This window comes from Micromonospora sp. CP22 (assembly GCF_009712475.1).
In the GTDB taxonomy this organism is placed as follows: domain Bacteria; phylum Actinomycetota; class Actinomycetes; order Mycobacteriales; family Micromonosporaceae; genus Micromonospora.
The window spans coordinates 145,483-171,792 of record NZ_VCJO01000002.1; the positions used below are offsets into that span (position 1 = coordinate 145,483).

At 68.2% G+C, this 26,310-nt stretch carries 23 protein-coding genes, 1 tRNA gene and 1 other RNA gene; 9 read left to right on the forward strand and 16 right to left on the reverse strand.

Annotated elements, in window-relative coordinates:
* Nucleotides 1–60 precede the first annotated feature (60 nt).
* Together FF096_RS04030 and FF096_RS04035 are read left to right on the forward strand one after the other, a co-directional pair.
* Complete coding sequence (locus FF096_RS04030) at nucleotides 61–666, forward strand: rhodanese-like domain-containing protein (protein WP_155215057.1); 606 nt, start codon at nucleotides 61–63, stop codon at nucleotides 664–666.
* Nucleotides 663–1,565: a sulfite exporter TauE/SafE family protein gene (locus tag FF096_RS04035; RefSeq protein WP_309222629.1), complete on the forward strand. Its 903-nt coding sequence runs from the start codon at nucleotides 663–665 to the stop codon at nucleotides 1,563–1,565. The genes FF096_RS04030 and FF096_RS04035 overlap by 4 nt, the downstream gene beginning before the upstream one ends.
* 123 nt (nucleotides 1,566–1,688) lie before the next feature.
* Here the strand turns inward: FF096_RS04035 and FF096_RS04040 are convergent, their stop codons facing one another.
* Together FF096_RS04040 and FF096_RS04045 are read right to left on the reverse strand one after the other, a co-directional pair.
* A complete protein-coding gene (locus FF096_RS04040; protein ID WP_309222630.1) occupies nucleotides 1,689–2,408 on the reverse strand; it encodes a DUF4304 domain-containing protein in 720 nt (239 codons plus the stop codon).
* A gap of 668 nt (nucleotides 2,409–3,076) precedes the next feature.
* A complete protein-coding gene (locus FF096_RS04045; protein WP_155215058.1) occupies nucleotides 3,077–3,676 on the reverse strand; it encodes a hypothetical protein in 600 nt (199 codons plus the stop codon).
* A gap of 70 nt (nucleotides 3,677–3,746) precedes the next feature.
* Between FF096_RS04045 and FF096_RS04050 the strand changes: the two genes are divergently transcribed.
* Nucleotides 3,747–5,249, forward strand: a complete 1,503-nt coding sequence (locus tag FF096_RS04050) for an ISAs1 family transposase (RefSeq protein WP_196222451.1) — start codon at nucleotides 3,747–3,749, stop codon at nucleotides 5,247–5,249.
* Between the two features lie 407 nt (nucleotides 5,250–5,656).
* Nucleotides 5,657–6,178: a peptidase inhibitor family I36 protein gene (locus FF096_RS04055; RefSeq protein ID WP_155215060.1), complete on the forward strand. Its 522-nt coding sequence runs from the start codon at nucleotides 5,657–5,659 to the stop codon at nucleotides 6,176–6,178.
* Between the two features lie 692 nt (nucleotides 6,179–6,870).
* Here FF096_RS04055 and FF096_RS04060 read toward each other — a convergent pair.
* Nucleotides 6,871–7,452 carry an RNA polymerase sigma factor gene (locus tag FF096_RS04060; RefSeq protein WP_155215061.1) on the reverse strand — a complete coding sequence of 194 codons (582 nt, stop codon included), beginning with the start codon at nucleotides 7,450–7,452 and terminating at the stop codon, nucleotides 6,871–6,873.
* A 313-nt stretch (nucleotides 7,453–7,765) separates the two neighbouring features.
* Between FF096_RS04060 and FF096_RS04065 the strand changes: the two genes are divergently transcribed.
* Nucleotides 7,766–8,967 (forward strand): IS3 family transposase gene (locus tag FF096_RS04065; protein WP_375335284.1). Its coding sequence is split into 2 segments (ribosomal slippage): nucleotides 7,766–8,050 and nucleotides 8,053–8,967, totalling 1,200 coding nucleotides; the frame shifts between segments, so codons are not numbered across the junction.
* A gap of 137 nt (nucleotides 8,968–9,104) precedes the next feature.
* On the opposite strand, the gene FF096_RS04070 is transcribed toward FF096_RS04065, so the two are convergent.
* The 3 genes from FF096_RS04070 to FF096_RS04080 all read right to left on the reverse strand — a co-directional run bounded on the left by FF096_RS04070 (nucleotide 9,105) and on the right by FF096_RS04080 (nucleotide 10,491).
* Nucleotides 9,105–9,410 (reverse strand): hypothetical protein, encoded by a 306-nt coding sequence (locus FF096_RS04070; RefSeq protein WP_155215062.1) that lies wholly within the window; start codon nucleotides 9,408–9,410, stop codon nucleotides 9,105–9,107.
* Between the two features lie 327 nt (nucleotides 9,411–9,737).
* Nucleotides 9,738–9,810: transfer RNA gene (locus FF096_RS04075), tRNA-Ala, on the reverse strand.
* A gap of 90 nt (nucleotides 9,811–9,900) precedes the next feature.
* A complete protein-coding gene (locus FF096_RS04080; RefSeq protein ID WP_155215325.1) occupies nucleotides 9,901–10,491 on the reverse strand; it encodes a YqgE/AlgH family protein in 591 nt (196 codons plus the stop codon).
* A gap of 285 nt (nucleotides 10,492–10,776) precedes the next feature.
* Here FF096_RS04080 and mdlC point away from each other — a divergent pair, with 285 nt between their 5' ends.
* Complete coding sequence (gene mdlC, locus FF096_RS04085; RefSeq protein WP_155215063.1) at nucleotides 10,777–12,372, forward strand: benzoylformate decarboxylase; 1,596 nt, start codon at nucleotides 10,777–10,779, stop codon at nucleotides 12,370–12,372.
* Between the two features lie 50 nt (nucleotides 12,373–12,422).
* Here mdlC and FF096_RS04090 read toward each other — a convergent pair whose 3' ends face one another.
* From FF096_RS04090 to pruA, 8 genes are all read right to left on the reverse strand, one after another.
* On the reverse strand, nucleotides 12,423–13,364 hold the full coding sequence (locus FF096_RS04090) for a hypothetical protein (protein WP_155215064.1): 942 nt from the start codon (nucleotides 13,362–13,364) through the stop codon (nucleotides 12,423–12,425).
* 179 nt (nucleotides 13,365–13,543) lie between these two features.
* Nucleotides 13,544–13,919: a transfer-messenger RNA gene (ssrA, locus tag FF096_RS04095) on the reverse strand.
* A 106-nt stretch (nucleotides 13,920–14,025) separates the two neighbouring features.
* Nucleotides 14,026–14,505, reverse strand: a complete 480-nt coding sequence (smpB, locus tag FF096_RS04100; protein WP_155215065.1) for an SsrA-binding protein SmpB — start codon at nucleotides 14,503–14,505, stop codon at nucleotides 14,026–14,028.
* A 148-nt stretch (nucleotides 14,506–14,653) separates the two neighbouring features.
* Nucleotides 14,654–15,529, reverse strand: coding sequence for a permease-like cell division protein FtsX (ftsX, locus tag FF096_RS04105; RefSeq protein WP_155215066.1), 876 nt, complete (start codon nucleotides 15,527–15,529; stop codon nucleotides 14,654–14,656).
* 67 nt (nucleotides 15,530–15,596) lie between these two features.
* Nucleotides 15,597–16,277, reverse strand: a complete 681-nt coding sequence (ftsE, locus tag FF096_RS04110; RefSeq protein ID WP_013731749.1) for a cell division ATP-binding protein FtsE — start codon at nucleotides 16,275–16,277, stop codon at nucleotides 15,597–15,599.
* Between the two features lie 118 nt (nucleotides 16,278–16,395).
* Nucleotides 16,396–17,517: a peptide chain release factor 2 gene (prfB, locus tag FF096_RS04115; protein ID WP_309222631.1), complete on the reverse strand. Its 1,122-nt coding sequence runs from the start codon at nucleotides 17,515–17,517 to the stop codon at nucleotides 16,396–16,398.
* A 169-nt stretch (nucleotides 17,518–17,686) separates the two neighbouring features.
* Entirely contained in the window at nucleotides 17,687–18,205 is a 519-nt protein-coding gene (locus tag FF096_RS04120) for a PadR family transcriptional regulator (RefSeq protein WP_155215069.1), read from the reverse strand.
* A 213-nt stretch (nucleotides 18,206–18,418) separates the two neighbouring features.
* Nucleotides 18,419–20,050: an L-glutamate gamma-semialdehyde dehydrogenase gene (pruA, locus tag FF096_RS04125; RefSeq protein ID WP_155215070.1), complete on the reverse strand. Its 1,632-nt coding sequence runs from the start codon at nucleotides 20,048–20,050 to the stop codon at nucleotides 18,419–18,421.
* A 284-nt stretch (nucleotides 20,051–20,334) separates the two neighbouring features.
* On the opposite strand from pruA, the gene FF096_RS04130 reads away from it, so the two are divergent.
* Nucleotides 20,335–21,315, forward strand: coding sequence for a hypothetical protein (locus FF096_RS04130; RefSeq protein WP_155215071.1), 981 nt, complete (start codon nucleotides 20,335–20,337; stop codon nucleotides 21,313–21,315).
* Between the two features lie 46 nt (nucleotides 21,316–21,361).
* Here FF096_RS04130 and FF096_RS04135 read toward each other — a convergent pair whose 3' ends face one another.
* Entirely contained in the window at nucleotides 21,362–21,880 is a 519-nt protein-coding gene (locus tag FF096_RS04135) for a DUF6912 family protein (RefSeq protein WP_309222632.1), read from the reverse strand.
* A 208-nt stretch (nucleotides 21,881–22,088) separates the two neighbouring features.
* Between FF096_RS04135 and FF096_RS04140 the strand changes: the two genes are divergently transcribed.
* On the forward strand, nucleotides 22,089–22,322 hold the full coding sequence (locus FF096_RS04140; protein WP_203991763.1) for a helix-turn-helix domain-containing protein: 234 nt from the start codon (nucleotides 22,089–22,091) through the stop codon (nucleotides 22,320–22,322).
* 112 nt (nucleotides 22,323–22,434) lie between these two features.
* Complete coding sequence (locus FF096_RS04145; RefSeq protein ID WP_155215072.1) at nucleotides 22,435–23,100, forward strand: Rv3235 family protein; 666 nt, start codon at nucleotides 22,435–22,437, stop codon at nucleotides 23,098–23,100.
* 145 nt (nucleotides 23,101–23,245) lie between these two features.
* On the opposite strand, the gene secA is transcribed toward FF096_RS04145, so the two are convergent.
* A complete protein-coding gene (gene secA, locus FF096_RS04150) occupies nucleotides 23,246–26,161 on the reverse strand; it encodes a preprotein translocase subunit SecA (protein ID WP_309222633.1) in 2,916 nt (971 codons plus the stop codon).
* Nucleotides 26,162–26,310: the final 149 nt, after the last annotated feature.

Here is a 26,310-nt window from a genome sequence, read left to right on the forward strand (position 1 = left end):
TCACCGGAGAGCGGCCGGTCCCCGAACCCGTCCCCACCGGTAATCCTGAACGAGGAGAACATGACCACCTCCGAGACCTCCCGCCCCGCCACCCTCGACGCCGCCACCCTGCGGGAGCTGATCGACTCCGGTCGCGCCCCGCGCCTGCTGGACGTACGCACCCCGGCGGAGTTCGAGACCTCGCACATTCCCGGTGCCTACAACGTGCCGCTCGACCTGCTCAGGGAGCACCGCGAGGAACTGCGCAACCACCTCGACGAGGACGTGGTGCTGATCTGCCGCTCTGGCGCCCGCGCTACGCAGGCCGAGCAGGCGCTCGCCGGAGCCGGGCTACCCAACCTCAAGATCCTCAACGGTGGCATGCTGGCCTGGCAGGGTGCCAACGCCCCGATCAAGCAGGGCACCCCACGCTGGGACCTGGAGCGGCAGGTCCGCCTGGTCGCCGGCTCGATCGTGCTGGTCAGCATCCTGGCCTCGGTGTTCGTACCCGGGCTGAAGTGGGTAGCCGCGTTCATCGGCACCGGCCTCACCTTCGCCGCGTTCACCAACACCTGCGCGATGGGGATGCTGCTCAGCAGGCTCCCGTACAACCGGGGCGCCGGCTGCGACCTGGACACCATCGTCGGCCAACTGCGCGACGGCTCGCCCACCGGACGGCCGGCGTGACCGGCAGCCTCGCGCTGACCCTCGGGCTGGCCGTCCTCATCGGGATCAGCCTCGGCCTGCTCGGCGGCGGCGGCTCGATCCTCGCCGTACCACTGCTGGTCTACGTCGCCGACCTACCGGCGAAGGAAGCGATCGCCACCTCGCTGCTGGTCGTCGGCGTGACCAGCGCCGTCGGTGCGCTGCCCTACGCTCGGGCCGGCCGGATCCGCTGGCGCACCGGCCTGATCTTCGGCGTCGCCGGTATGACCGGCGCGTACGTCGGCGGCCGACTCGCCGCGTTCGTCCCGGCAGCGGTCCTGCTCACCGGCTTCGCGCTGATGATGCTCGCCACGGCGGCCGCGATGATCCGGGGCCGCCGCGACGTTCCCGACGCACCCACGTCCCCCGAACTCCCGCTGCTGCGCGTCGTGCTGGACGGCACCGTTGTCGGCCTGGTCACCGGGCTCGTCGGAGCCGGTGGCGGCTTCCTGGTGGTGCCCGCACTCGCCCTGCTCGGCGGCCTGCCCATGCCCGTGGCTGTCGGCACCTCGCTGGTGGTCATCGCGATGAAGTCCATCGCCGGCCTGGCCGGCTACCTGCCCAGCGTCAGCATCGACTGGAGCCTCGCGGCCGCGGTGACCACCGCTGCCGTCGTCGGCAGCCTCGTCGGCGGCCGGTTCGCCGGGCGCGTCGCCGAGGCCGTACTCCGCACTGCGTTCGGCTGGTTCGTCGTCGTCATGGGCGTATTCGTGCTGGTCCAGCAACTAGCCGGGGGCCGGGCCGCCGGAATCGCGGTGGCTGGCCTAGCCGGCACGATCGTGGCGGTGGGTGCGCTCGCGGCGGGCTGCCGGGGCGGGCGCCGCTGGACACCCCCGCCGGTCTGCCGCGCGCTGCACGCGGCCGCCGCAGCGAGAGGCTGACGCCGGGAGGAGCAGGGGACGGCGCGTAGATCAGGCAGCCCGGCGAGCGCTTCGGGTCAACGCGGGCCTACAGGTACTGACCCGCACACCACATGGACGTCAGTCGGAAGTGAAACCGGGCAGTCAAGCTGAGCAAGCTCGGCCGGTGGCATAGCTCCACACCATGCGGACCGGCACCGAGTCATGGGTACGGGCCGGTCTGTCCACGAACAACAGACGTTCCAACTCGTCGATGCAACCCTCCCCAGCCAGTATCCAGGCGCGGGTCAGCCAGGTGCCCGGACCGAGAATGTCCGGGGTCTGGTTCAGCACGACGTCCCGGTCGAGCAGCGACAGAAGCTGCGGCATCAGGTCGCCCAATTGTTGTCGTACCCGCGCGGAAACCTGGGCTGCGGATTCCTCGTCGGCGATACGCCACTGGTCGTCGCCCGACAGCCCGGAGGAACGAAGCCGCCGACGCCACCCGCCGTCGTAATGGCGGGGCAGCTCCGAAGCTGGCCGCCCGGTTCGCTGCCGATTCCATTCCCACTCCGGCGCCAGCACCAGGCCGATGTTGATGTAAAAGGCCTTCTCCCGCCGGCTGGAGTGGTCGGACAACTGAACCTCGACGATGAGCACGTCCCCTCGTGGCGAAGACCGACGGAAGACACGCCCATCCTCTCCGCGCTCGAAGCCGTGCCCGGCGAGTTGGGTCGCCAAGTCCTCGACAAAGCTGTTCAACGACGACTGCGCGGACAACAGTGGCCCCAGGGTGTAGTTGGCAGCAGAACCTTGATCGGTGATGATGCCATGCGCGGGTGCGGCCCTTCCCGGGATCCAGGGCCCCGGCACCCGACTCGACACCTTTGCCCGTGTCGCACCAATCAACCTCTATGCGTCGCTGAGATCACCTCAGTGAGCCCAACCGCAGAGGACTCTGGCTTTGCCGGAATGCGTCCAGCGGCGAGGCGACCAAGACGCAAGGCTACCCGGCAGCTCGACCTCAGGCATGCACAAACGTGGTCGAGGGGCTACGAAACTCCCTCGCCCCGTGGTCACAGAGAACCTTCGTCTGTGCCTCCCGTGGTCACACGCGACGACTGCGAGGACCACGGTAACGGATCTCTGTGATCACGGCGGTGACCACAGAGATCATCGCCGCACTTCTATATCACCAGTTCAATCCTGGTGGAGCCGAGGGGACTCGAACCCCTGACCCCCACACTGCCAGTGAACTAGCGGGGCTGCCGGGGGCGCCGGACAGTGCCAGCCCGTGCCAGGGATGCAGGTCAGGGGCCAGGCAATCGGCCGGGCCATGCCAACCGATACCGGGTCTTCCCGGACCGTCCGTGAGACGGTTGTGAGATATCACGGCGCTCCACCTGGGAGAGGCGTTGGAGTTCAAGACCAGCGCCTCTCCCTCCACCGGTGATGCAGATCACGGACTGCCCTCTAGATCATCGACCCCGTGGGGCTTCTTCCTTGGTCACTGTCGCTGCTGGTAGCACTCATGAGCCAAGCCCCGGCGTAAATCATGCCAAGTCGCGAGTCAGTAGTTGTTCGCTCACCCAGTCCTGCGGTGCGGTGAGTTCGTCGCGGGCCAGCAGGTCGAGAAACTGCTCCTGTCCGGTTCTCTCCGCCTCCTCGTCCTGCGGCGACCACGCGAACGGGTTGTCGTTCAGCATGAATATCGCGTGCTTCGCGTGGAGTTGGTCGTCGGTGAGGAGCAGCCGGGGGCGGTCCGGAAGCTCACGTGCGAACTGTTGGAGTTCGGGGCAGTCGCGGGCCGGCTGGGTGACTGCGACGATGTCGTACGGTGCCCGAAGTGCTTCCGACAAGACGTCCAGCGACTCAGCCATACGCTGGTCCGCTCCCGCGATACGGCGCTTCACCTCGACGGGTACGAGGCTCCCGTCGGCGAACAGTAGGACGACATCGGCTTCCCCGATGTTCCTGTCGCCGTCGAAGAAGTTGACCCCAGGATGCGCTCCGACGAGGCCGTGTCGCTCGAAGAGCTGATCTAGCCACCGCAAGGCGAGGAGGTGTCCCAGGCTGTCCGTTTCTAGGACGCGCCGCAGGGCTTCTCCGATACGGTAGGTGAACCTGAGGAGTTCCGGCTCGTAGGGCTGCACAATCGAGCGTCCACAGCCTGGGCAGACCACCGGTGGTGGGACCGAGGCCATCGGCAGCCAGGACTTGGCCTTGCACTCAGGGCACACCACCGTTGCCCCACGGACGAGCAAATGTTGCCGCTCTGCCCACGCAACCCAGTTGACGGTCGCTTGCCTCCTGCGGAACACCTTGAGGAAATCGCTGAACGGCAGGGCGCGTCCCTCACCCGGAGGAGCGACCGCCGGGTCATCGCGTCCCAGGCGTACGGCGGCTGCATCGATCTCCTCCTCGGCAATCCCAGTGCTCGAAGTTCTCGATGCGCGCGCGTCCAGCGATCCTTCCACCAGGCCATGCCGCTGCCAGAGCTTCGTCTTGGATCAGTGTGTCATTCCCGCTGCCGGTGTGGTGGCGGTGTCGGTGGGGGATGTGCCGGTCGCGGAGGTATGTCGCGACCTGCTGGAACTGTTGGTCGAGGTGTCGGACGGCCGCTCGTCGCAGGGCCGGGATCATCCGGCGGCGGTGGTCCTCGCGGCTGCGGCGGCGACCGTGGCGGGGATGACCGGTTACACGGCGATGTCGGGTTGGGTGGCCGACGTGCCGGAGGTGGTCGTGGCGGATCCGTACCGACGCGTCGGGGCTCTGCCCGCGGGTCGGCCGTCGCGGTCGACGATCTGGCGGGTCTGCACCGACGCCGACGCGCAGGCCTTGGACTCGGGGACGTCTGGCCGGCTGGGCCGCGGCATGGCCGCAGGCACTGGTGCGGATGACCGGCAGGGCAGCGCGCCGCCGCCGCTGATGCAGGTACGGCTGGATGGGAAAACGGTGCGCGGGGCGAAGGGCAACGATGGTGATCAGTTGCATCTGCTGGCGGCGCTGTCCGGCACGGCCGAGTCCGGCGCACCCAGGGGCGTGCTTGCCCAGGCCGAGGTCACCGGAGCCAAGACGAACGAGCCGGCCACGGCCCGTGACCTGCTCGACGTGCTCGACCTGACCGGTGTGACGGTCACCGCGGACGCGTTACACACGGTCAAGGCCACCGCCGAACTCATCTGCCAGCGCGGCGGGCAATTCGTGTTCGCGGTCAAGGAGAACAGACGTGCACTGTTCGACACCCTGAACGCGCTGTCCTGGGCGGACACGCCGATCGCCTACAGCAGTGTCGACACCGGACACGGACGGATCACCCGCCGCACCATCCAGGTTCTGCCCGCCCCACCCGATCTGCCGTTCCCGCACGTCAACCAGGTCTGGCTGATCGAACGCTACGTCACCGACACCACCGGCCGGCACCTGTCCGCCGTCGCTCAACTCGGCGTGGCCAGCCACACCCCTCACCAGGCCGGACCCGCCGACCTCGCCGGCTACGTCCAAGGCCACTGGGCCATCGAAGCCCTGCACTGGATCCGAGACACCTGCTACCGCGAAGACCACTCCACCGTGCGCACCCGATCCGGACCCCGCATCCTCGCCTCGCTGCGTAACCTCGCCATCAACGCGCTACGCCTGGCCGGCCGCCCTGACATCACCGAAGCCACCCGCTGGGCCAGCCGTCACATGACCAGGCCATTCGCCATCCTCGAACTCACAAAGTGATCTTGAAACGGTCGTGCTGATTGAGGCCGTGACCAGCAGTTACACCAACACGCAATGGCCCTGGGGGTCCAAGTGGCCGACCTGCGGCTCTTGTCGTCACTCGGGCTCCTACTTCATCTGGCTGTTTCAAATGGGTCAATCTCCCCCAAATGACTGTCGGAGTATCTCCTTTCGGAAAAAATTACAGACATTGACGTAGTCAACCACTCGCCGTAAATTGCAGGTTGCACTCGGTCACCGAAGTTCAATCGACGGGGAAGGGTCCTATCTTGTCAAAACCTGCATTTCGGCTGGTCAGGGTTCTGGCGGCAGCCTCAGTGACTGCTTGCGTGACTTTACTCATGACCCCCGCGTCGAGTATCGCCGCACCGGCCTCGAGTGACAGTTACGACTGGGAGTCGGCAACCGTGGCGCCCACCGAGAGGCAATTGGCGGCGGGCATCGCCGACGTCCTGAAGCGCACGCCGGGCTCCCGTCAGATTGGTCCGGCGGAAATCGAACTAGCCCCCGGGCTGATAATGCAGCTGCCGCCAGCTAACGGCGGGGCGCGGGTGGCAGAAGCAGACCCGCCGTGCCCCAGCCTTTACATGTGCGCCTACGCGCACCGACAGTACACTAACCCCAGTCTCAACTTCACGGTGTGCGGCCGGGAATGGAACTTGGGCAACTACGCCTATCCGGGCGGCGGTGTGTGGAACGACAAGATTTCGTCCATCAACAACAACCAGAGTAGTGGGACCTGGTCGTACTTCTACGACCACGTGGGCAACAATAATTGGGACAGAATCTTGTCAGTTGCTGCTGGCACTCGGCGAGCCAATCTGGCGCTAGACGCCGCTGAGTCGGGCGGAGGGAACGCTAACGACAGGATCGACGGCGTGCATGTCTGCGGCCCCGTTCCTTCTCCCTGGAAGCCGAACTGGCCGTAACGTAGCGGCACATCAGGCGTGTCCGGAGAGTTTCTCCGGGCACGCCTGATCTGTCCGCTAACTTGCACGAGTGCTCTCAAGAGCCGGAGTAGGCGGGACAGGGTAAGAGGAGCCTGTCTCGGGAGCTTGCGGCGACGAAGTGCTCGGGCGTACGGGAGCCACCTGAAGACCGACAGACCCGCAGGTCTCGGGAGCGTTATTAAACTTATCGCCATCTATGATATAGATTAGCTTTCCGGCCGGCGGCTGAATTGGCTCCTGTGTCGAAGGGGTCGGCCCGCCGATCACGCACGAGAATAAGCTTTGCGGCGCTTCTTCATCGAAGACTCGGCGCCAGATCCTGCGACACGCATCAACTGGTTCTTCTCCTTCCTCAAGGCCGGTTTCCGCCTGACTCTGAAGGCCTTCTGTCGAACACACAAAGGCCGAATCGGAGGCCGGCAGGTACTCGGGCGAGGCAATTGGCGCATCGTAACGGGCGATTGCCGCCGTAGCCCCACCAACAAACACTACCCCCAACGCCGTGGCTGCAAGCGTGGCGCGGAGCGAGGGCCGACGCCGCTTGGCGGATCTTTGTCCTGTCGTCAGCACGTCTTTCAATACTGCTTTTCCGTCCGTCCCGCGGGCATATCCGTTTGATAGATCCGGCCTTGACCCGCGGAGGAGCCTTTCCACCTGATCGTTCGAGAGTTTCAACGCGCTGCTCCTGTTTGAGATTGACCTGCATTCGAATGAGTAGTCGATCCACTTTCGGTGATCTTCAATCGAATTATTTCCGCAAAACGACGTTTCGCTCGGTGCAAGCGAACCGCAAGAGCCGCTTGACTGCAGCCCGCCGCGATCGCCGCATCGCGTCCCGCCAAGTCATACCAGTAGCGAAGCAGCAGGACTTCGCGATCCGCCTCGCTGAGTCTGCCCAGGGCAGCTACCACCTCGCGCTGCTCGACGATACCGTCCGCATGGTCAGCGAGGCCCTCGCCGGGGAATTCCTGTAGGCGCTGGTGCAGCGCGACCCAATCAGCGACTTGCCGTTTTTCGGTGGCAATAACGCGCCGTGCGACACCAAATAGCCATGGGCGCTCCTCTCCGGGACGTATAGAGTCGAGCCGACGCCACGCCACTGCAAAAACCTCACTCACTACATCCTTAGCAGCTTCAGCGGTCACCCGATGACTGGCATATGCATAGATCGCGTCCCCGTGGCGAAGGAACAGGTCGGTCAGTCGCTGTCGATCCGCTGCTACGGCAGCGCGTGTATGTTCGGCGGGCACCATGCCTCCAGAGATGCGTCTACCCGTACTTGTTCGAAACCCCGGAGTTTCTTACACCCAGCGACGTGTCCCAGGACTATGGTGGTAGTTGCCCCGCCACAGGGCCGGCCCATCCGGCATCCCGGTCGACGGAAGCCGCCTGCGAGCTACCAAGCCGGGACTACAGAGGTTGAAAGGCTGGCGGCTCAGCCCGCTTCTTCCGTCCGGTCACATCGTTCAGTGTCGCCGTCATCACGGCACCTCCTCACCTTGGGCTTCCCCCTGAGACGTGGACACCCTGAGACTGGACGTTGGTCCAGAGGAAGGGGTGTCCCCGTTGGGGCGTCCATCGAAGTACACGGAAGAGTTTCAGCGTGACGCGGTCGACCTGGTGCACTCGTCGGGGCGGCCGATCAACCAGGTCGCTCGTGAGCTGGGGATGAGTCACGAGACGCTGCGGAACTGGGTTCGTAAGCGGGATCGGCAGACCGGTACGGGTACGGCTGCCTCCGGTGACGGGGTGTCGGTGGCGGACAAGGACGCCGAAATCGCCCGTCTGCGGCGTGAGATGGCTGAGCTGCGGCAGGAGAAGGAGATGCTGCGCAAGGCAGCCGCCTATTTCGCGAAGGAGATGGATCGGTGACCAGCCGCTTCCGGTTCATCTCCGCCCACCGCGCCACCTTCGGCGTCAAGCGGCTGTGCCGAGTCCTGGCGGTGTCCCGCTCCGGGTTCTACCGCTGGACCGGCAGCGAACCCGCCCGTCAGGCCCGCGCCGCCGCCGAGGACGCCCTCGCCGCACAGATCACCCAGGTTCACGCCGACTCCGGCGGCACCTACGGATCCCCTCGGGTGACCGTCGAGCTACGCGCCCAAGGTGTGCGTGTCAACCGCAAGCGGGTCGAGCGAATCACGCGGCAACGCGACGTCGTCGGCCGGCACCTTCGCCGCCGCAAACGCACCACCATCCCGGACCCGGCCACCCCGCCGGCGCCGGACCTGCTCGGCCGCGACTTCACCGCCACCACACCCGACCAGCGCTGGTGCGGCGACATCACCTACCTGCGCGTCGGCGCCGGCTGGCTGTATCTGGCCACCGTCATCGACATCGCCACCCGCCGACTGATCGGCTGGTCGATCAACACCCACATGCGCACCAGCCTGGTCATCGACGCCCTCGACACGGCCGTCGCCGCCCGCGGCGGCCGCGTTGACGGCGTGATCTTCCACAGCGACCGCGGCAGCCAGTACAGCAGTGCCGACTTCACCGACGCCTGCCAACGGCACGGCATCCGCCGCTCGATGGGACGCATCGGCTCGTCGTACGACAACGCCCTGGCCGAAGCCTTCTTCGCCACCTGCAAGCGTGAACTCGACGTCGACCACCGACGCTGGACATCCGAGGCCGACGCCCGCCGCGACGTGTTCCGATGGATCGCCTTCTACAACCACCGACGCCGCCACTCCGCACTCGGCTACCTCAGCCCCGCCGACTACGAACAAACCCTCACACCAACTACACTCCACCAAGTCGCGGCGTAACCCGGTGTCCACATCCCAAGGGGAACCTCACTCCGTGAGAACAAGATCCGTTGGGCCGGACTGGTTTCGACGGACGTGGCCGATCAGAGTACGCAAGGGGGACCGAGAACCTACAACCCGGATCGTCACTGTGGGCGTTAGAGGCCGATCGGGGGTAGCCCGTGGATGCCGGTCGCCGTCACGGTGGCGTCGTCGATAGCACTCGGGTCGATGCTCCAGCGACCGGCCATCGCCATCACATCGGGCTCAGACGGCGTCGTTTCGTACCAGGCTGTCCACTCATCGTCCGACCAGTGTTCCCACCCCGGCTCCATGCCCCGAATGCCGATGCCCAACTCGGCCTCGTGCCTCCGTACCCCGGCTAGCCGGTGGATCTGGTAGCTGCCGCTCGCCGACACCTCCGACCCCCAGCTCAGACCGCGACACCGAACGGCAGTGATCACGGCCCGCAGCCCGGCAGGACGGCATCGGACACGGTACTCACGGCTACCCAGGCGTTGCCACACCAGCACAGATTCGATGTGGTGCTGTGCCTTGCTGACGGTCTCGGACCCGGCAAACTTCGACGAGCCGGGCGGGCCAACGGGCCGACGCAGCCACTACCACCAGGCACATCGCTCCGGAAGAAGGACGGTTCGCGGCTGCCCCGACGGCTGGGGCAGGCCATCCCAGGAGGCCCAACAGCCTCCACCTCGTGAGACGAGGTGATACGCGAAGCCAGCGACATTCACAAGCATCGCTTGAAAATGCCGCTGACCTGCGGTTTTGGGTGGAGCCGAGGGGACTCGAACCCCTGACCCCCACACTGCCAGTGTGGTGCGCTACCAGCTGCGCCACGGCCCCTTGCCTTCGCACCCGGTCGCCCGGGCACTGGAAGAACTATACACACGCCGCCCCGCATGGTCATCTCGCGGGGTGCCCGTCGGCCGGTGCTCAGTTCAGCGCGACGTCCGGCGGGAAATGCGCGACGGCGGCCATCATGCCGCCCTGTCGACGCAGCACCATCGGCCACAGGTCGTCGGGTCGGTCGACGAAGGCGTCACCGGGCAGCGCGTCGAGCACGAACCAGGAGCCGTCCTCGATCTCCTGCTCCAGCTGCCCGGTGCCCCAGCCCGCGTACCCGGCGAAGACCCGGATGCCCTGCACGTTCTCTCTTAGCCGCTCGGGATCCACCGACAGGTCGAGTGTGCCCACCGCGCCGGAAACCTGGTGGAAGCCTTTGAGGCGACGCACCGGCGGACGCATCCGGGCCAGACAGATCGCGGAGTCCGGCTGCACGGGACCGCCTTCGAACAGCACCGCCGGATGGCGAGCCAGGTCACCCCAGTCGCGTAGGACGTCCGCCACCGGCACCTCGGTGGCCCGGTTGAGCACCACGCCGAGCGCACCGCCGGGCTCGTGTGCGACCAGGAGCACGACCGTACGATCGAAGTTCGGATCCTTGAGCGCCGGTGTCGCCACCAGCAGCTTCCCGGTCATCGACTCCGTCGCCCGCCCGCCGATCGCCTGCCCCTCTCCTTGCATCACGCGCACCCGTCAGTCGTGCACGGAACGGCGGAACCGGTCACACTTTCCGGCGGTGTGCCCAACCGGTGACATCCGTACTGTCATCGCCATGTCTGGCACCATAGCTTGCGTTCCCGACCCAGGCGAAGGTCTGCGGGTCGGGTGATCGGCGCTCGGAATGGTCGGACTGGCGACGGTGGCGGTCGAGTCGGTTGAGCCCGCAGGTAAGCCGCTGCGAATCGACACCGGGGCAGTGCCGAAACGCCCCTGTACACCCGAGTCGCCCCGATACATTCAGAGGCGATGGCAACGGTCCGCGACACCACCTACGACCTGCTCCGGGCCTTGGGCATGACCACCGTCTTCGGTAACCCCGGCTCCACCGAGGAGCCGTTCCTGCATGCCTTCCCCGACGACTTCCGCTACGTGCTCGCCTTGCACGAGGCGTCGGCGGTGGCCATGGCCGACGGGTACGCACAGGTCACCGGCTCCCCGGCGCACGTCAACCTGCACACCGCACCGGGCACCGGCAACGCCATGGGCACCATCGTCACCGCCTGGCACAACCGGACCCCGCTGATCGTCACCGCCGGTCAGCAGACCCGGGAGATGCTGCTGCTCGAACCCCGGCTCGCCGCCCGTCATCCGACCGAACTGCCCCAGCCGTACGTCAAGTGGGCCCACGAGCCGGCCCGCGCCCAGGACGTCCCGGCGGCGCTCATGCGGGCGTACGCCACCGCGATCCAGCCGCCGACCGGACCGGTCTTCCTGTCGCTTCCGCTGGACGACTGGGCGCAGCCCGCCGATCCGCCGCCGCAGGTCCGCACGGTGGCCACCCGGTTCGCTCCCGATCCCGAGCGACTGCGTCAGTTCGCCTCGGCACTGGCGACGAGCCGGTCACCGGCGCTGGTGTTCGGTGCCGCCGTGGACCGCGCGCACGCCTGGGCGGCCGGGGTCGCCCTCGCGGAGCGACTGGTCGCCCCGGTCTGGTCGGCACCCGCGTCGGAACGGACCCCCTTCCCGGAGAACCACCCGCACTTCCAGGGCGTGCTGCCCTTCGCGATCGGCCCGCTTGCCGAGCAACTCCAGGGGCACGACACCGTGCTGGTGGTCGGCGCACCGGTGTTCCGGTACTACCCGCACGTGCCCGGCGAAACGCTGCCGGACGGTGCCCGGCTGTTGCACGTCACCGACGATCCGGAGGAGGCGGCTCGGGCACCGGTCGGCGACAGCCTCCTCGGCGACGCCGGCCTCACCCTCACCGCGCTGGCCGAGTTGATGCCACCGGCGGACCGGCCGCCACCGCCCGCCCGTCCCGTTCCGTCTCCGGTGGAGGATTCGGTCCCGCTCAGCGCCGACGCCCTCTTCGCCGCGCTGGCCCGGCACTGGCCCGCAGACGGGGTGCTGGTGCAGGAATCCCCGTCCAACCTGTCGGCGCTACGCCGTCGCCTGCGGTTCGACACTCCGGGGTCGTACTTCACGATGGCCAGTGGCGGTCTCGGCTACGGCCTGCCGGCGGCGGTGGGCATCGCGTTGGCGCAGCGGGACACCGGCCGACACCGGCCGGTGGTCGCGGTGATCGGCGACGGCTCGTTCCACTACTCGGTTCAGGCGCTCTGGACCGCCGCCCAGTTGCGGTTGCCGCTGGTCGTCGTCGTGCCGGTGAACCAGCAGTACGCGATCCTCAAGGCGTTCGCCGAGTTCAAGCAGACCTCGGGGGTACCCGGGCTGGACCTGCCCGGCATCGACATCACGGCGATCGCCCGCGGCTACGGGTGCGCCACCATCGTCGTCGACAGCCCCGACCAGCTCGGCGAGGCGCTCGCCTCGGCGCTTGGGGCCGACGGGCCGACGGTGCTGCCGGTGCCGATCCGCACCGATGTGCCGCCGATCCTCTGAGCGGCGCGGCGGTACCGGCCCCGGCATGCCGGGGCGGTGCGGATCGACGGTCAGTTCCCGGCGAGGCGCAGCGGTGCGGCGCTGACCACGTCCAGGACCGGACGGGCTCCCAGCGGTGCCCGCAGCGCCACCGTGACCGGTTCCAGTTTGAGCATGTCGTCGCAGATGCCGGTGGACCGCACGGCGGTGCCGCCGACCACGACCAGATGGTCGTGTTCCTGCACCAGTGGTGTGATCTCGGTGTCGCAGCTGCCGACACCGAGCCGGAAGTTCAGCGTCGTGCCGTCCACGGATTCGATGTCCTGCGCACTGATCAGCTCCGGCGGCACGGGCGCGGTGGGCGGGACCGGTTCAGGCAGGGCACCGATGGCGTCGGCGGCCACCGCGACCCGGGCCACCACGGCGTTGATCTCCTCGACGGTGAACAGCCACGCCGGCACCTGCGCCTCGCCTCGGGTGGTGCGCACCGTCGCGGAGCCCAGTTCGACGTCGGTGACGGTGAGCGGAACGCAGGAGACCTGGGCCTCGCTGCTGACCGGCGCGTCCGGCCCGTCGGCCGGTGGCGGGATGCTCGGGCCCTTCGGTCGGCCCGGGCAGGGTGGCGGGTCACCCTGGTCGAGCTGGCGGTACGCCTCGGTCGCGCTGATCAACGGCACGCGGAGTTCTTTGTCGGCGAAGCCGATGGTGCCGTCGCCCGGCTTCCCGGATGGCAGTGGCACCTGCTGCCGGTACCAGCCGGCTTGGAAGGCGAGCTTGGTCTCCTCGGTGAACTCGGGGTCGCCGACGAGCACCGTGGGTTCCTGGAGCGGCACATAGCCGGTGGTCCACACCGCACCTGGACGCCACTGCTGCGCCACCGCCTCCGCCCGGTCCTCGAACGCCTGGTGACGGTCGGTCGGTTGACCCGGTCCGGCGGGTCCGCTGCCGGCCTGGGCGCAACCGGCGGACACCATCAGCAACGGCAGGCCCAACAGGGCGAGAATGCGGCGCATGACCGGTTTGACGGCACGGCGGCCCGACCGGTTCCCGGCGACCCGGCGGACCCGGGGGTTGGCGACCGATCGGCGGCGACGGCCGGTCGGGGAGCCGGTGGGTGGGCGCAGCGCGACATGCCCGGGGCAGGTCGGGAGACGACTGCGCGCCCCGGTCGATGACCGGGGCGCGCATGTGGTGGTGGAGGTGCCGGGAATCGAACCCGGGTCCTTCGCCGCCTTGTCAGGGCTTCTCCGAGCGCAGCTCGCTGTGCCTCTACTCGGCCCCTCCGATCACGCGAGCGAGTCGGTGTGACGGGCCCAGTCGCTGATTGATCTCGCCGCACGGACCCCGCGACCGGGTCCGGTTGGCCAGCCTTCTAGCTGATGCCGGCTAACTGGGTCGAAGGCGCTCCCAGGCCGACAGACTTGCTACTCGCCTCAGGCGGCGAGAGCGAAGTCAGCGCGATTGTTCTTGGCGCTTATTGGTTTCCGACGAACGATTCACGAGACGACGTCGGCTTCCTCGGCTCGCTTCCCCTGCCGCAACGTACGAAGTCGAAACCAGTCACCCCCTCGACAGGCCGCCGACCTTCCGGCGGCTCCGACAAGCGTAACGCCTGCCGCAAACGGATTCATCCCGAGCCCGGAACGACGCTCCGCGCGGGACAATCCGGACAAATTAGTCACGAATTCCCTTACCCCGCCGACCCATCGCCCGCTGGATCTCCCGGTCGGCGTCCCGCTTGGCGAGGTCCTGGCGCTTGTCGTACGCCTTCTTACCCTTGGCGAGGCCGATCTCCACCTTGGCCCAGCCGTCGGAGAAGTAGACCTGGAGCGGCACCAGGGTCAGCCCGCTCTCCCGGAGCTTGCCGATCAGCCGGTCGATCTCCAGCCGCTTGAGCAGCAGTTTCCGGGTGCGCCGGGGCTCATGGTTGGTCCAGGTGCCCTGCACGTACTCGGGGATGTGCATGCTGTGCAGGTAGATCTCGCCGTCCCGCTCCTGCGCGAACGCGTCGACCAGCGAGGCACGCCCGGCCCGCAGCGACTTCACCTCGGTGCCGGTGAGTGCCATGCCTGCCTCGTACGTGTCGAGGATGGCGTAGTCGTGACGCGCCTTCTTGTTGGAGGCGACGACCTTACGCCCCTTCTCCCGTGGCATCGCCGCGCCACCTCCCTTTCGTCGTCGCCCCTGGCCGGCTCGGCCGGCCCAAGGCGGAGATCATGCTACCCGAACGACAAGGGCCCTCCCGCGCCGTTTATTCCGGCGTGGAAGGGCCCCGCGCAGCGTGAGCAAGCGGTACGGGTAACTAGACCCGCAGGTAGAAGCGGAGCGTGACCCAGGCGGTGATCGCGCTGATCAGACCACCGACGCCGGCCATCACCGGGAAGGTCAGGAACACCTCGGCCCAACTCACCGGCGCGAAGAGCCCTTGCAGGGCGCTGAGCGCACCGTCGAAGAGGAATATCTTGAGCGCGATCAGGGCACCGAGGCCCAGGATCGAGCCGATCAGACCGGCGACCACCGCCTCCAGCACGAACGGCGCCTGGATGAACCAGTTGGACGCACCGACCAGCTTCATGACCGCGACCTCACGGCGCTTGCTGTACGCGGCCACCTGGATGGTGTTGGCGACCAGCAGCAGGGCGGCGATGGCCATCGCGATCGCGGCGACCAGCGCGATGTTCTGCCCGGCGGTGAAGAGGTTGAAGATCTTGTCGAGCACCTGGCTCTGGTCGACCACCTGGTCGACTCCCGCGACCGCGGTGTACTGGTCGGAGACGGCCTTGTACTCCTCCGGGTCGACCAGCTTGAGCCGGTACGACTCCGGGAGCTGATCCGCCTTGACCGCGCTGAGCAGGTCCGGCGAGTCCCGGAACATCTCCTGGAAGCGCTGGAACGCCTCGTCCTTGTTGACGTACGTGGCCTGCGAGATCAGCGGGTCGGACTCCAACTGGGTAGCGAGCGCGGTGCGCTGCTCGTCCGTCACGTCGGCGTCCAGGAAGATCGAGACCTCGATGTTCTCGAAGTACAGCTGCTTCATGTCGGCGACCTTGGTGTAGATCAGGCCGCTGGCACCGAGCATGGTCAGCGAGACCGCCATCGTGATGATCATCGCGATGGTCATGGTCACGTTGCGCCACAGTCCGACCAGTACCTCGGACATGACGTATTTCATCCGCATCGGGATTTCCTCCGGCTCTCCGGCGTGAGGTGTTCGTCGTCAGATCGGGGTGCGGTGGGTAGGGCCGTCACCCGTAGACGCCGCGGGCCTGGTCGCGAACGATACGGCCACTCTCGATCTCGATGACGCGGCGGCGCATCTGGTTCACGATGTTGGAGTCGTGCGTGACCATCACGACGGTGGTGCCGGTGCGGTTGATCCGGTCCAGCAGGCGCATGATCTCGATGGAGGTGTCCGGGTCCAGGTTTCCGGTCGGCTCGTCCGCCAACAGGATCAGCGGACGGTTCACGAACGCCCGAGCCACCGCCACGCGCTGCTGCTCACCACCGGACAGCTCGTGCGGGTAGCGGTGCTCCTTGCCACCGAGGCCGACCAGTTCCAGCACCTCCGGCACGACCCGGCGGGCCACCGCCTTGGTCTTGCCGATCACCTCCAGCGCGAAGGCGACGTTCTCGTACGCGGTGCGGTTCGGCAGCAGCCGGAAGTCCTGGAAGACGCAGCCGATCGAGCGGCGGAAATGCGGGCGCTTCCAGGACCGCATCGACGTGACGTCCTTGCCGTTGACGACGACACGCCCCTTGTTGGGGGTGACCTCGTGCAGCAGCATCTTGATGATCGTCGACTTGCCGGAGCCGGATGGGCCGATGAAGAAGACGAACTCGCCCTTGTCGATCGACACGGACACGTTGTCGAGCGAAGGCCGCGACGCCTTCGGGTACGTCTTCGTCACTTGCTCAAGCTGAATCACGGGTGGTGAGTCTACGCCGTGTAACTGTCGTGCCAAGTCCCACGCCCCGCCGTTGCGGAGGAAGTCGTCAAATCAGCACGTCACGGGAAGATCAGCGGCGCGCTCCGCCCACGATCGATCACGCACGGTCGCCGGCTAGTTGCTGCTGCTTGCGCCACCGGATGCCCGCCTCGATAAAGGAGTCGAGGTCACCGTCGAAGACCGAACTCGGGTTGCCGGTCTCCTGCTCGGTCCGCAGATCCTTCACCATCTGGTAGGGGTGCAGCACGTACGACCGCATCTGGTCACCCCAGGAGCCGGCGGCGTCGGTCTTGAGCCCTTGCAGCTTGGCCTGCTCCTCCTGGCGCTTGCGCTCCAGCAGCCGGGCCTGGAGCACCCGCAGCGCGGAGGCCTTGTTCTGCAACTGCGACTTCTCGTTCTGGCAGGTCACCACGATGCCGGTGGGAATGTGAGTGATCCGCACCGCAGAGTCGGTGGTGTTGACGCTCTGCCCACCCGGGCCCGAGGAGCGGTAGACGTCGATCCGCATCTCGTTCTCGGGGATGTCGATGTGGTCGGTCTGCTCGACCACCGGCAGCACCTCGACCCCGGCGAAGCTGGTCTGCCGCCGCCCCTGGTTGTCGAAGGGGCTGATCCGCACCAACCGGTGGGTGCCGGACTCCACGCTGAGCGTGCCGTACGCGTACGGGACCTTGACCGCGAAGGTGGCCGACTTCAGACCGGCTTCCTCGGCGTACGAGGTCTCGTAGACCTCGGTCGGGTAGCCGTGCCGTTCGGCCCAGCGGAGGTACATCCGCAGCAGCATCTCGGCGAAGTCCGCCGCGTCCACGCCACCGGCGCCGGCCCGGATGGCAACCAGCGCCTCCCGGGAGTCGTACTCACCGGAGAGGAGCGTGCGGACCTCCATCTCCTGGATGGCCTTGGTCAGCCCGGCGATCTCCGACTCGACCTCGGTGAGCACCCCCGAGTCGGACTCCGCCTCGGCCAGTTCCAGCAGCACGTGCGCGTCGTCCAGCCGGGAGCGCAGGCTGCCCAGCTTGTCGATCTCGCCATTGACGTACGACAGCTGCGAGGTCACCTGCTGGGCACGGGCCTGGTCGTCCCAGAGGTCCGGGGCGGACGCCTCCTGCTCCAGGCGGGCCTTGTCCTCGCGGAGACGATCGAGGTCCAGCACCGCCTCGATGTTGCGCAGCGTGGCGTCGAGTTCCTTGAGCTGTTCGGCGAAGTCGGCAGCGGTCACGACAGACAAGGGTACTGCTCGGACGAGGAGTGAGCTTGCGAGCCCCGCAGTCCGAGCCAAAACAACCCAGCTCGGACGACCAGTGAGCTTGCGAGCCCCGCAGTCCGAGCCAACACAACCCAGCTCGGACGACCAGTGAGCTTGCGAGCTCGGGCCGGTTTTCCTCGGATCAGCTGATGGCGGCGGCGCTCTTGAGCCAGGACAGGGCGGCACGGTGGTAGGCGACCGCGAACTCCAGCGCGGTCGCGTCGTACGTGTCGCCTTCCTTCTTGGCGTTCTTGACCTGCTCGCGGACCCGGGCCAGCGCGTCGGTGTGGTACTCGTTGGCCGCGGCCTGGAGGTTCTTCAGCTGGCTCGGTGAGTGCAGTTCCCCGAAGGCGATGCGCAGGGCGATCGGGTTGCGGATGGTGTCCCGCCCCGGATCTTCGGCCAACCAGCGGGAGAATGTCCGTTTCCCGGCTGCCGTGATCGCGTACGGCTGACTCATCCGCGGCCCCGGTTTGCCCAACCGGACGAGACCTCGCTCGGCCAGCACGGGCAATTCCCGGTAGACCTGGCTTCGGGTCATCGACCAGTACGGCGCCAACCGACGCTCGGCGGCGGCCATCAGTTGGCCACCTGTCATGGGCCCCTCGTGGAGCAGCCCGAGCAGGGCCGCCGCTGTGGGGTTCACTCCGGATTCCGCCATGCCCCTCACGCTGCCACTTTGCGCGGCCGGCGTCCAGGATTTCCCCTTTTCGCCACCCGATGGGGTTTCCTATGTGCACTGTCGGCGCGCGACGGTCCTCCGGCAGCTCTGGCCTCGGCACCACTGGACAACCGGGCGTCCGTCCCAGAGGTTGACGTTAGGAAGGGCCCCTTCCTATGCACTAGGCGTTAGCAAGGGGCCCTTCCTTACACCTCAGCCCATGTGGGGGTAGGTGTGGTCGATTGGGGGGACGAAGGTCTCCTTGATCGTCCGGGGGGACATCCACCGGACCAGGTTGTGCCAGGAACCCGCCTTGTCGTTGGTGCCGCTGGCCCGCGCGCCACCGAACGGCTGCTGCCCGACCACGGCACCGGTCGGCTTGTCGTTGATGTAGAAGTTGCCGGCCGCGTACCGCATCTTCTCGGCCACCGCGTCGATCACCCGGCGGTCGGTGGCGAAGATCGACCCGGTCAGGGCGTACGGGGCGATGGCCTCGGCCTGCGCCACCACCTCGTCGAACCGGGCGTCGTCGAAGACGTGCACACCGAGGATGGGGCCGAAGTACTCGGTGGTGAACGTCTCGTGTGCCAGGTCGTCGCACTCGAATACGGTCGGCCGGACGAACCAGCCGACCGAGTCGTCGGCGGTGCCACCGGCGATGATCCGGCAACTGTCGTCGGAGGAGATCAGCTCCAGCGCGGCGGTGTGCCGGGCGTACGCCTTGTCGTCGATGACCGCGCCGCCGAAGTTGCGGAAGTCGGTGACGTCGCCGTAGGCCAGCCCGTCGGCGGTCGCGGCCAACCGGTCGCGCAGACCGCCGCCCTCCCAGAGCGAGCGCGGGATGTACGCCCGGGAGGCCGCCGAGCACTTCTGCCCCTGGTATTCGAAGGCACCCCGGATCAGCGCCGTGTGCAGCGCGTCGACGTCGGCGCTGGAGTGGGCGACCACGAAGTCCTTGCCTCCGGTCTCGCCGACCAGCCTGGGGTAGCCCCGGTAACCGGCGATGTTCTCCCCGACCGTGCGCCACAGCTGCTGGAAGACCTTGGTGGACCCGGTGAAGTGGATACCGGCCAGGTCGGGGTCGGCCAGCACCACGTCGGACACCTCCACACCCCGACCGGTCACCATGTTGATCACACCGGGGGGCAGCCCGGCCGCCTCGAACAGACGCATGGTGAAGTGCGCGGCGAACTGCTGGGTCGGGCCCGGCTTCCACACCACCGTGTTGCCGAGCAGGGCCGGGGCCGAGGGCAGGTTGCCGGCGATGGCGGTGAAGTTGAACGGGGTGACCGCGTAGACGAAGCCTTCCAGCGGCCGGTGGTCGAAGCGGTTCCACACCCCGGGCGACGACATCGGCTGCTCGGCCAGCAGGGTGCGGGCGAAGTGCACATTGAACCGCAGGAAGTCGATGAACTCGCAGGCCGCGTCGATCTCGGCCTGCACGGCGGTCTTCGACTGGCCGAGCATGGTGGCCGCGTTCAGGGTGTCCCGCCACGGCCCGGAAAGCAGTTCGGCGGCGCGCAGGAAGATCGCGGCCCGCTCCTCGAAGGGCAGGGCGCGCCAGCCCGGCGCGGCGTCCTTGGCGGCCTTGACGGCCATGCGCGCGTCGTCGTGGGTGGCGTGCCCGGTCACCCCGAGCACGTGCGCATGCCGGTGCGGTTGCACCACCTGGATCGGCTCGCCGCCGGCCATCCGCTGTTCGCCCGCGATCGTCATCGGCAGGTCGATTCGCTCGGCGGCCAGCTCGGTGAGCCGCCGCTGAAGGCGTTCGCGGTCGGTGCTACCCGGCTCGTAGGTGCGCACCGGCTCGTTACGTGGCTCGGGTACGGAGAACACGGCGTCCATCAGGGCTCCTGGCGATCTCGACAGCGATGGCGAAACCGGACCCGCGGTGGCGGGACCTGCGCCAATCCTCCCACGCCCGGCGGCGGTCGATGACACCCCAACCGCTCGTGAAGCTTTGATCGCCAGGCAGGACCGCTACTCGGGAGCTGATTCGTATCCGAAGGACCCGTACGACCGAAGAAAAGCAGGCACCGCAGGCTTCGGACTCACCCCGGTCCCCGCCGCGTACGCTGGATTGCCGGTGACGATCCGGCCCGGTCGGGCCCGGTGGCGAAGGGGAGACCATGAGCAACGAGCCCGGTGGGCCGACCGCCGCTGCGCCCGACCAGTCCGAGGCCACCGACACCGGAGTCGACGACCACCCGACCACCGGCCGTGCGGCGCCCGCACCGGGTGCGACCGTGCTGGCCCTGCTGGCGGCCGGTTGGCTGGCCGCGATGCTCTGGTCGACCCGGGAGGCGATCAGCTCGGCGACGGCCGGTGTCACCGCGGTCAGCCTCTCCGCCTTCGCGCTGCCCGGCGTGATCTCGGCCGCGCTGGTGGCCGGGGCCGCCGTCGGACTGGCCGTCGGCGAACCGGTTGCCCGCCGGACCGAACGGGTGACCCTGCGCTTCGCGGTGGCGGTCGGGGCCGGTCTGCTGGTCGGGCTACTCGCCGCGCTCGCGATCGACCTCACCTACGCGGGTGACGTCACCACCCGCACGATCGCCGGCACCACCGCTGCCGCCGCCGTCATCGGCGGCGCGCTCGCCGGTGCCCGCAACGGTGCCGTGGTCGGGGCGGTGGCCGCCGCCGCGCTGGGCACCCTGCTCTTCGTGGTGGCGTTCAGCCTGGCCCGTGACCCCCTGTTCGACCTCTACAGCGCTGGCGACACCCAGCAGGCGCTGGTCAACGCCGCCAGCTGGGTCTCCCGGACCGAGTCCCTGCTGGCCGGGCTCATCGCGGGCGGGTTGGCCTTCGGTTACCTCACCTGGGCCAGGCGACGGGCTGAGCGTGACGGCGACGACGCCCCGCGCTGGCCGGCGTACCTGGTGGCGGGCGCGGGGCCGGGACTTCTGCTCCTGCTCACCGAAGTGATCATCCGAGTCGGCGGACGGTCGCTGATCGACCTGGCCGCCGCGCTCAGCGACGCCGACGCGGTCGCGCAGACCTCACTCGGCACCTCGCGGGTGGACAACGCCATCTGGGTGTTGTTCGTCGGCGCGCTGGCCGCCGTGATCAGCTTCGGCCGGACGCTCGGCTCGCCCACCGCCGACGAGGAGTAGGCCGACGGCGCAGCTCGGCTGGCGGCCCGTTCACCGGTCGGCCGGGTCAGCTCTCCCCGGTGATGCTCTCCAGCAGGGACTTCAGTTCGCTGGGGTCGTACCACTCCAGCTCGTGGTCCTCGGTGCCGTCGACGGTGAACTGCGCGTCGGCGTCTCCGGCCAACGCCTCCAACACCACCTTGACGGCGGCATCGACGTCCGCTGCGGCGTCCGCCCCGTCCACGTGCACGGCGGCGACCGCCGCGAACGGCACCGGAGTGGGCAGTTCCACCACGCTGGAACCCAGTTCCCCGTCGCCGCGACCGACCGCCGTCGCGGGCAGGTCCGCCGAGACGACCACCCGCCGCCGGGGCGCGGCCGGGTCGTGGCGGATCAGTTGCAGCGAGTCCTGTGCGGCGCGGGTGAAGGCGGCGTACTCCAACTCCTCCTCGTCGCCCTCCGCGTACCACTCCCGCAACGTCGGGGTCACCGCGTGCGCCTGGGTCGCGGCGAGTCCGTGCTCCGGCAGCCTGGCCAGCATCGGTACGGTCGCCGGCACGTAAACCCGGACAAGCTTGTCGGTCACCGTGGTCTCCCCCGTTCTGCTCCGTCCGGCGGCGACACCGCCGGGTTGGGCGTACGGGCCCTGCCCGCCGCCCTGACCGTCATACACCGCGTATCGCTTTCGTGGAAGTTCCGGCCGCGAGCCGGTGTGTCCGACAGGGGGACGCATTGGTCGGGACCAGGCAGCCGGTGGCAAACTGAACCGAACGACGCCAACCCGGGGAGTTTCGGTGGAACCGAGGTTCCTGCTCCTGTCCGACGTGGCCACCGAGCTGAACGTGTCGGATTCGCAGGTCTACCACATGGTGCGCAGCGGCGAGTTGCCCGCGATCAAGATCGGTGGTCGGGGGCAGTGGCGGGTGGAGCGGGCCCGGCTGGAGGAGTACATCCAGCGCAAGTACGCCGAGACAGCCGACTGGGTACGCGACAACCCGCTAGCGGAACGCGATCCCGAGGAGCGGTAGGACCGCAGCCGAGACATTGACCGCCCGCTCTGCCATGCCCGAGAATCGACGCTGTCGAAGGCAAACGAAGGTAAACGCAACGAAAAGCGGTTTGACGGCAGGGGGCAGCGTGATGACCGACCTCCGGCGGCCCGGGCCGGCCCGCCCACCCGTGCGGCTGCGACCAGCACCCGCCTTCGAGCCACCGCCCGTCGAGGAGGACATCACCGGCTGGCCGCGCCCGGCCGACGGCCAACTCGCCCTCGACCTCTTCGCCGCCGCCCGCCAGTGGCCCGGTGGGTCGGACCAGCCACCGCTGCCGTGGCGGGCCGCGCGCTCCGGCACCCGGCCGATCCCGCCGGGCGCATCAAGGCCCGGCACGGCCAGCCGCCCCGGAGCGGGATCGGCGGGCCAGGCCTCCGCCCGGCACCTGCCACCCGGTGCGCTGGCCACGGCCACCCCGGCGGCCACCCGGGTCGCCCACCGCTTCGTCGCCACCTGCCTGGAGGTGGTCAACGGATTCCGACCACCGGCGCAGCTCCGGCGTCAACTCGACCCGGCCCGGCTCACGGTGCTGCTGCCCGAGCTGGTCCGCGCCACCGCCCGTGGGGCACCGCCCCGGCGCCGCTCGGCGCGCCCCGGGGTACGCCTGCGGCGGCTGCGCGTCTGCGAACCCCGCCCCGCCGCCATCGAGGCCGCCGCCGTGCTCACCGGAGCCGGTGGCCGCAGCTGGGCGATGGCCCTACGCCTGGAGCACCGGCGCGGCAACTGGATCTGCACCGACCTACGGGTGCTGTGATCCCACCGCGCACGCGGACACCCGGCAGCGAGCCGGCACGACGGCGTCGGGCCTGGACACCCAGTGGTGTCCAGGCCCGACGTCAAGCGCTTCTGGGTCTGGTCAGCGCCTCGGTCGAGCCGAGGCGGAGCCCAGGCGGCGGCCCCTAGCTGGCCGAGGGGCCGCCGGGGGCACCGTGGCACCGCTTGTACTTACGGCCCGAGCCACACGGGCACGGCGCGTTGCGGGACGGGCCGTTGCTGGCCGTCGCCTGCCCCGGTGCCGGCTGACGGGCCGCGCCCACCGGGACCGCCGGTCCACGAGCCGGACGCGGTGGGGCGTTCGGCGCCGTCCGGCCCGGCGACGCCGGGGTGGCCGGATCCGGGCTGCCGATGCCGAGCGCGGGTGCCCGCTGCTCCTCACGCTGCACGGCGACGGAACCGGCACCGGCCTCACCGTCGATGGTCGGCGCGGAGTACTGGAGCCCCTGCTGCTGCGGCGCACGGCCCAGGCCCTTGGCCCGGATCTCCACCGGCTTGTCCAGCAGCTGGACTTCCTCAGCCTCGGGCTCCGGCTCGTTGACCTGCACTTCGAGGTTGTAGAGGAAGCCGACGGTCTCCTCCTTGATGCCGTCCATCATGGTGGCGAACATGTCGAAGCCCTCGCGCTGGTACTCCACCACCGGGTCACGCTGGGCGTACGCCCGCAGCGAGATGCCCTCCTGGAGGTAGTCCATCTCGTAGAGGTGCTCCCGCCACTTGCGGTCGATCACCTGGAGCAACACCATCCGCTCCAGCTGCCGGGTGCCCTCGGCACCGAGCTGCTCCTCACGCCGGTCGTACGCGGCGTGCGCGTCCTCCTTGAGCCGGGCGAGCAGGAAGTCGGCGTCGATGCTGGCCCGTGACCCCGCCTCCTCCTCCATCTCCTCGATGGTGATGCCCACCGGGTAGAGCTGCTTGAGGCTGGACCACAGCTGATCGAGATCCCAGTCCTCGGCGTAGCCGTCCGCGGTGGCTCCCCGCACGTACGCCTCGATGGTGTCGTCGATCATGTTGCGTACCTGCTCGGAGAGATCCTCACCGTTGAGTACGCGCAGCCGCTCGGCGTAGATCACCTGGCGCTGCTTGTTCATGACCTCGTCGTACTTGAGGACGTTCTTACGGATCTCGGCGTTCTGACCCTCGATCTGGGCCTGTGCGCTCTTGATCTGACGGGTGACCATCTTCGACTCGATGGGCACGTCCTCGGGGATGTTGAAGCGGTCCATGACCGCTTCCACCGCACCGGAGCGGAACCGCTTCATCAGCTCGTCCTGCAAGGACAGGTAGAACCGCGACTCACCCGGGTCGCCCTGACGACCGGACCGACCACGGAGCTGGTTGTCGATCCGGCGGGACTCGTGCCGCTCGGTGCCCAGCACGTAGAGCCCACCGGCGGCGGCGACCTCCTCGGCCTCCGCGTCACAGGCCTGCTTCCATTTCGGCAGGACCTCTTCCAGGGCCTTCTCGTACTCCTCGGGGTTCTCCATCGGGTCGAGCCCGCGCTGACGCAGCTCGTTGGCCGCGAGGAACTCGGGGTTGCCGCCGAGCAGGATGTCGGTGCCTCGGCCGGCCATGTTGGTGGCCACCGTGACCGCGCCCTTGCGACCCGCCTGGGCGACGATCTCCGCCTCCCGGGCGTGGAACTTCGCGTTCAGCACCGAGTGCGGGATGCCCCGGCGGCGCAGCAGCTGGGACAGGACCTCGGAGTTCTCCACCGAGACCGTGCCGACCAGCACCGGCTGACCTGCCTGGTGCCGCTCGGCGATGTCCTCGACGACGGCGTTGAACTTGGCCTTCTCGGTCTTGTAGATGACGTCGGCCCGGTCCTGCCGGACCATCGGCCGGTGGGTCGGGATCGTCACCACACCGACCTTGTAGACCTTGTTGAACTCGCCCGCCTCGGTCTGCGCCGTACCGGTCATGCCGGCGAGCTTGTCGTAGAGGCGGAAGTAGTTCTGGAGGGTGATGGTGGCCAGGGTCTGGTTCTCCTGCTTGATCTCCACCCCCTCCTTGGCCTCGATCGCCTGGTGCATGCCCTCGTTGTAGCGACGGCCGTGCAAGATGCGGCCGGTGAACTCGTCGACGATCAGGACCTCGCCGTCGCTGACGATGTAGTCCTTGTCCCGCTTGTACAGCTCCTTGGCCTTGATGGCGTTGTTCAGGTAGCCGACCAGCGGAGTGTTCACCGACTCGTAGAGGTTGTCGATGCCGAGGCGGTCCTCGACCTTCGCCACGCCCCGCTCGGTGACCGCGATGGTGCGCTTGGAGTAGTCGACCTCGTAGTCGCCCTCCCCGTCCTTGCCCGGCTGGAGACGGGCCACCACGGCGGCGAACTCGCCGTACCAGCGGGCGGAGTGCTCGGCCGGGCCGGAGATGATCAGCGGGGTACGGGCCTCGTCGATCAGGATGGAGTCGACCTCGTCGACCACGGCGAAGTTGTGGCCGCGCTGGACCAGATCGTCCTTCGACCAGGCCATGTTGTCGCGCAGGTAGTCGAAGCCGAACTCGTTGTTGGTGCCGTAGGTGATGTCGCACTCGTACGCCGCGCGGTGCTCGGCGGCCGGCCGGTTGGGCAGCACCACGCCGACGGTCAGGCCGAGGAACTCGTGCACCCGCCCCATCCAGGCGGCGTCCCGCTGGGCCAGGTAGTCGTTGACCGTCACCACGTGCACGCCCTTGCCGGACAGCGCGTTGAGATAGACCGGCATCACCGAGGTCAGGGTCTTACCCTCACCGGTCTTCATCTCGGCGATGTTGCCGAAGTGCAACGCCGCGCCACCCATCACCTGCACGTCGTACGGCCGCTGGCCGAGCACCCGGGCCGCCGCCTCCCGGCAGACCGCAAACGCCTCGGGCAACAGGTCGTCCAGGGTCTCACCGTCGGCGAGACGTTCCTTGAACTGCTCGGTCATGCCGCGCAGCTCATCGTCGGTGAGGTTGACGTAGTCGTCCTCGATCGAGTTGACGGCGGCGGCGATCGCCTTGAGGCGGCGCAGCATGCGCCCCTCGCCCGCACGGAGGACCTTTTCCAGAATCGACACGGATCAACGCTCCCCTAGACAGTCTCGAACCATCGTAGGCGTTCCATCGGGTCGATGGTCACTGGTGGCGGCGGTCGGCCATCGCGAAACAGACATAACACTCCCCACTCCGGCCCGTGTCCCGGTTATCCGGTTACGCCGTGGGCGAA

Excerpts from the sequence above, each read along its gene's own strand:
- FF096_RS04030 (WP_155215057.1), top strand. The coding sequence starts at position 61 with ATGACCACCTCCGAGACCTCCCGCCCCGCCACCCTCGACGCCGCCACC.
- FF096_RS04060 (WP_155215061.1), bottom strand. The coding sequence starts at position 7,452 with ATGGTGCCCGCCGAACATACACGCGCTGCCGTAGCAGCGGATCGACAG.
- FF096_RS04080 (WP_155215325.1), bottom strand. The coding sequence starts at position 10,491 with ATGCAAGGAGAGGGGCAGGCGATCGGCGGGCGGGCGACGGAGTCGATG.
- mdlC (WP_155215063.1), top strand. The coding sequence starts at position 10,777 with ATGGCAACGGTCCGCGACACCACCTACGACCTGCTCCGGGCCTTGGGC.
- FF096_RS04090 (WP_155215064.1), bottom strand. The coding sequence starts at position 13,364 with ATGCGCCGCATTCTCGCCCTGTTGGGCCTGCCGTTGCTGATGGTGTCC.
- smpB (WP_155215065.1), bottom strand. The coding sequence starts at position 14,505 with ATGCCACGGGAGAAGGGGCGTAAGGTCGTCGCCTCCAACAAGAAGGCG.
- ftsX (WP_155215066.1), bottom strand. The coding sequence starts at position 15,529 with ATGCGGATGAAATACGTCATGTCCGAGGTACTGGTCGGACTGTGGCGC.
- FF096_RS04120 (WP_155215069.1), bottom strand. The coding sequence starts at position 18,205 with ATGGCGGAATCCGGAGTGAACCCCACAGCGGCGGCCCTGCTCGGGCTG.
- pruA (WP_155215070.1), bottom strand. The coding sequence starts at position 20,050 with ATGGACGCCGTGTTCTCCGTACCCGAGCCACGTAACGAGCCGGTGCGC.
- FF096_RS04130 (WP_155215071.1), top strand. The coding sequence starts at position 20,335 with ATGAGCAACGAGCCCGGTGGGCCGACCGCCGCTGCGCCCGACCAGTCC.
- FF096_RS04145 (WP_155215072.1), top strand. The coding sequence starts at position 22,435 with ATGACCGACCTCCGGCGGCCCGGGCCGGCCCGCCCACCCGTGCGGCTG.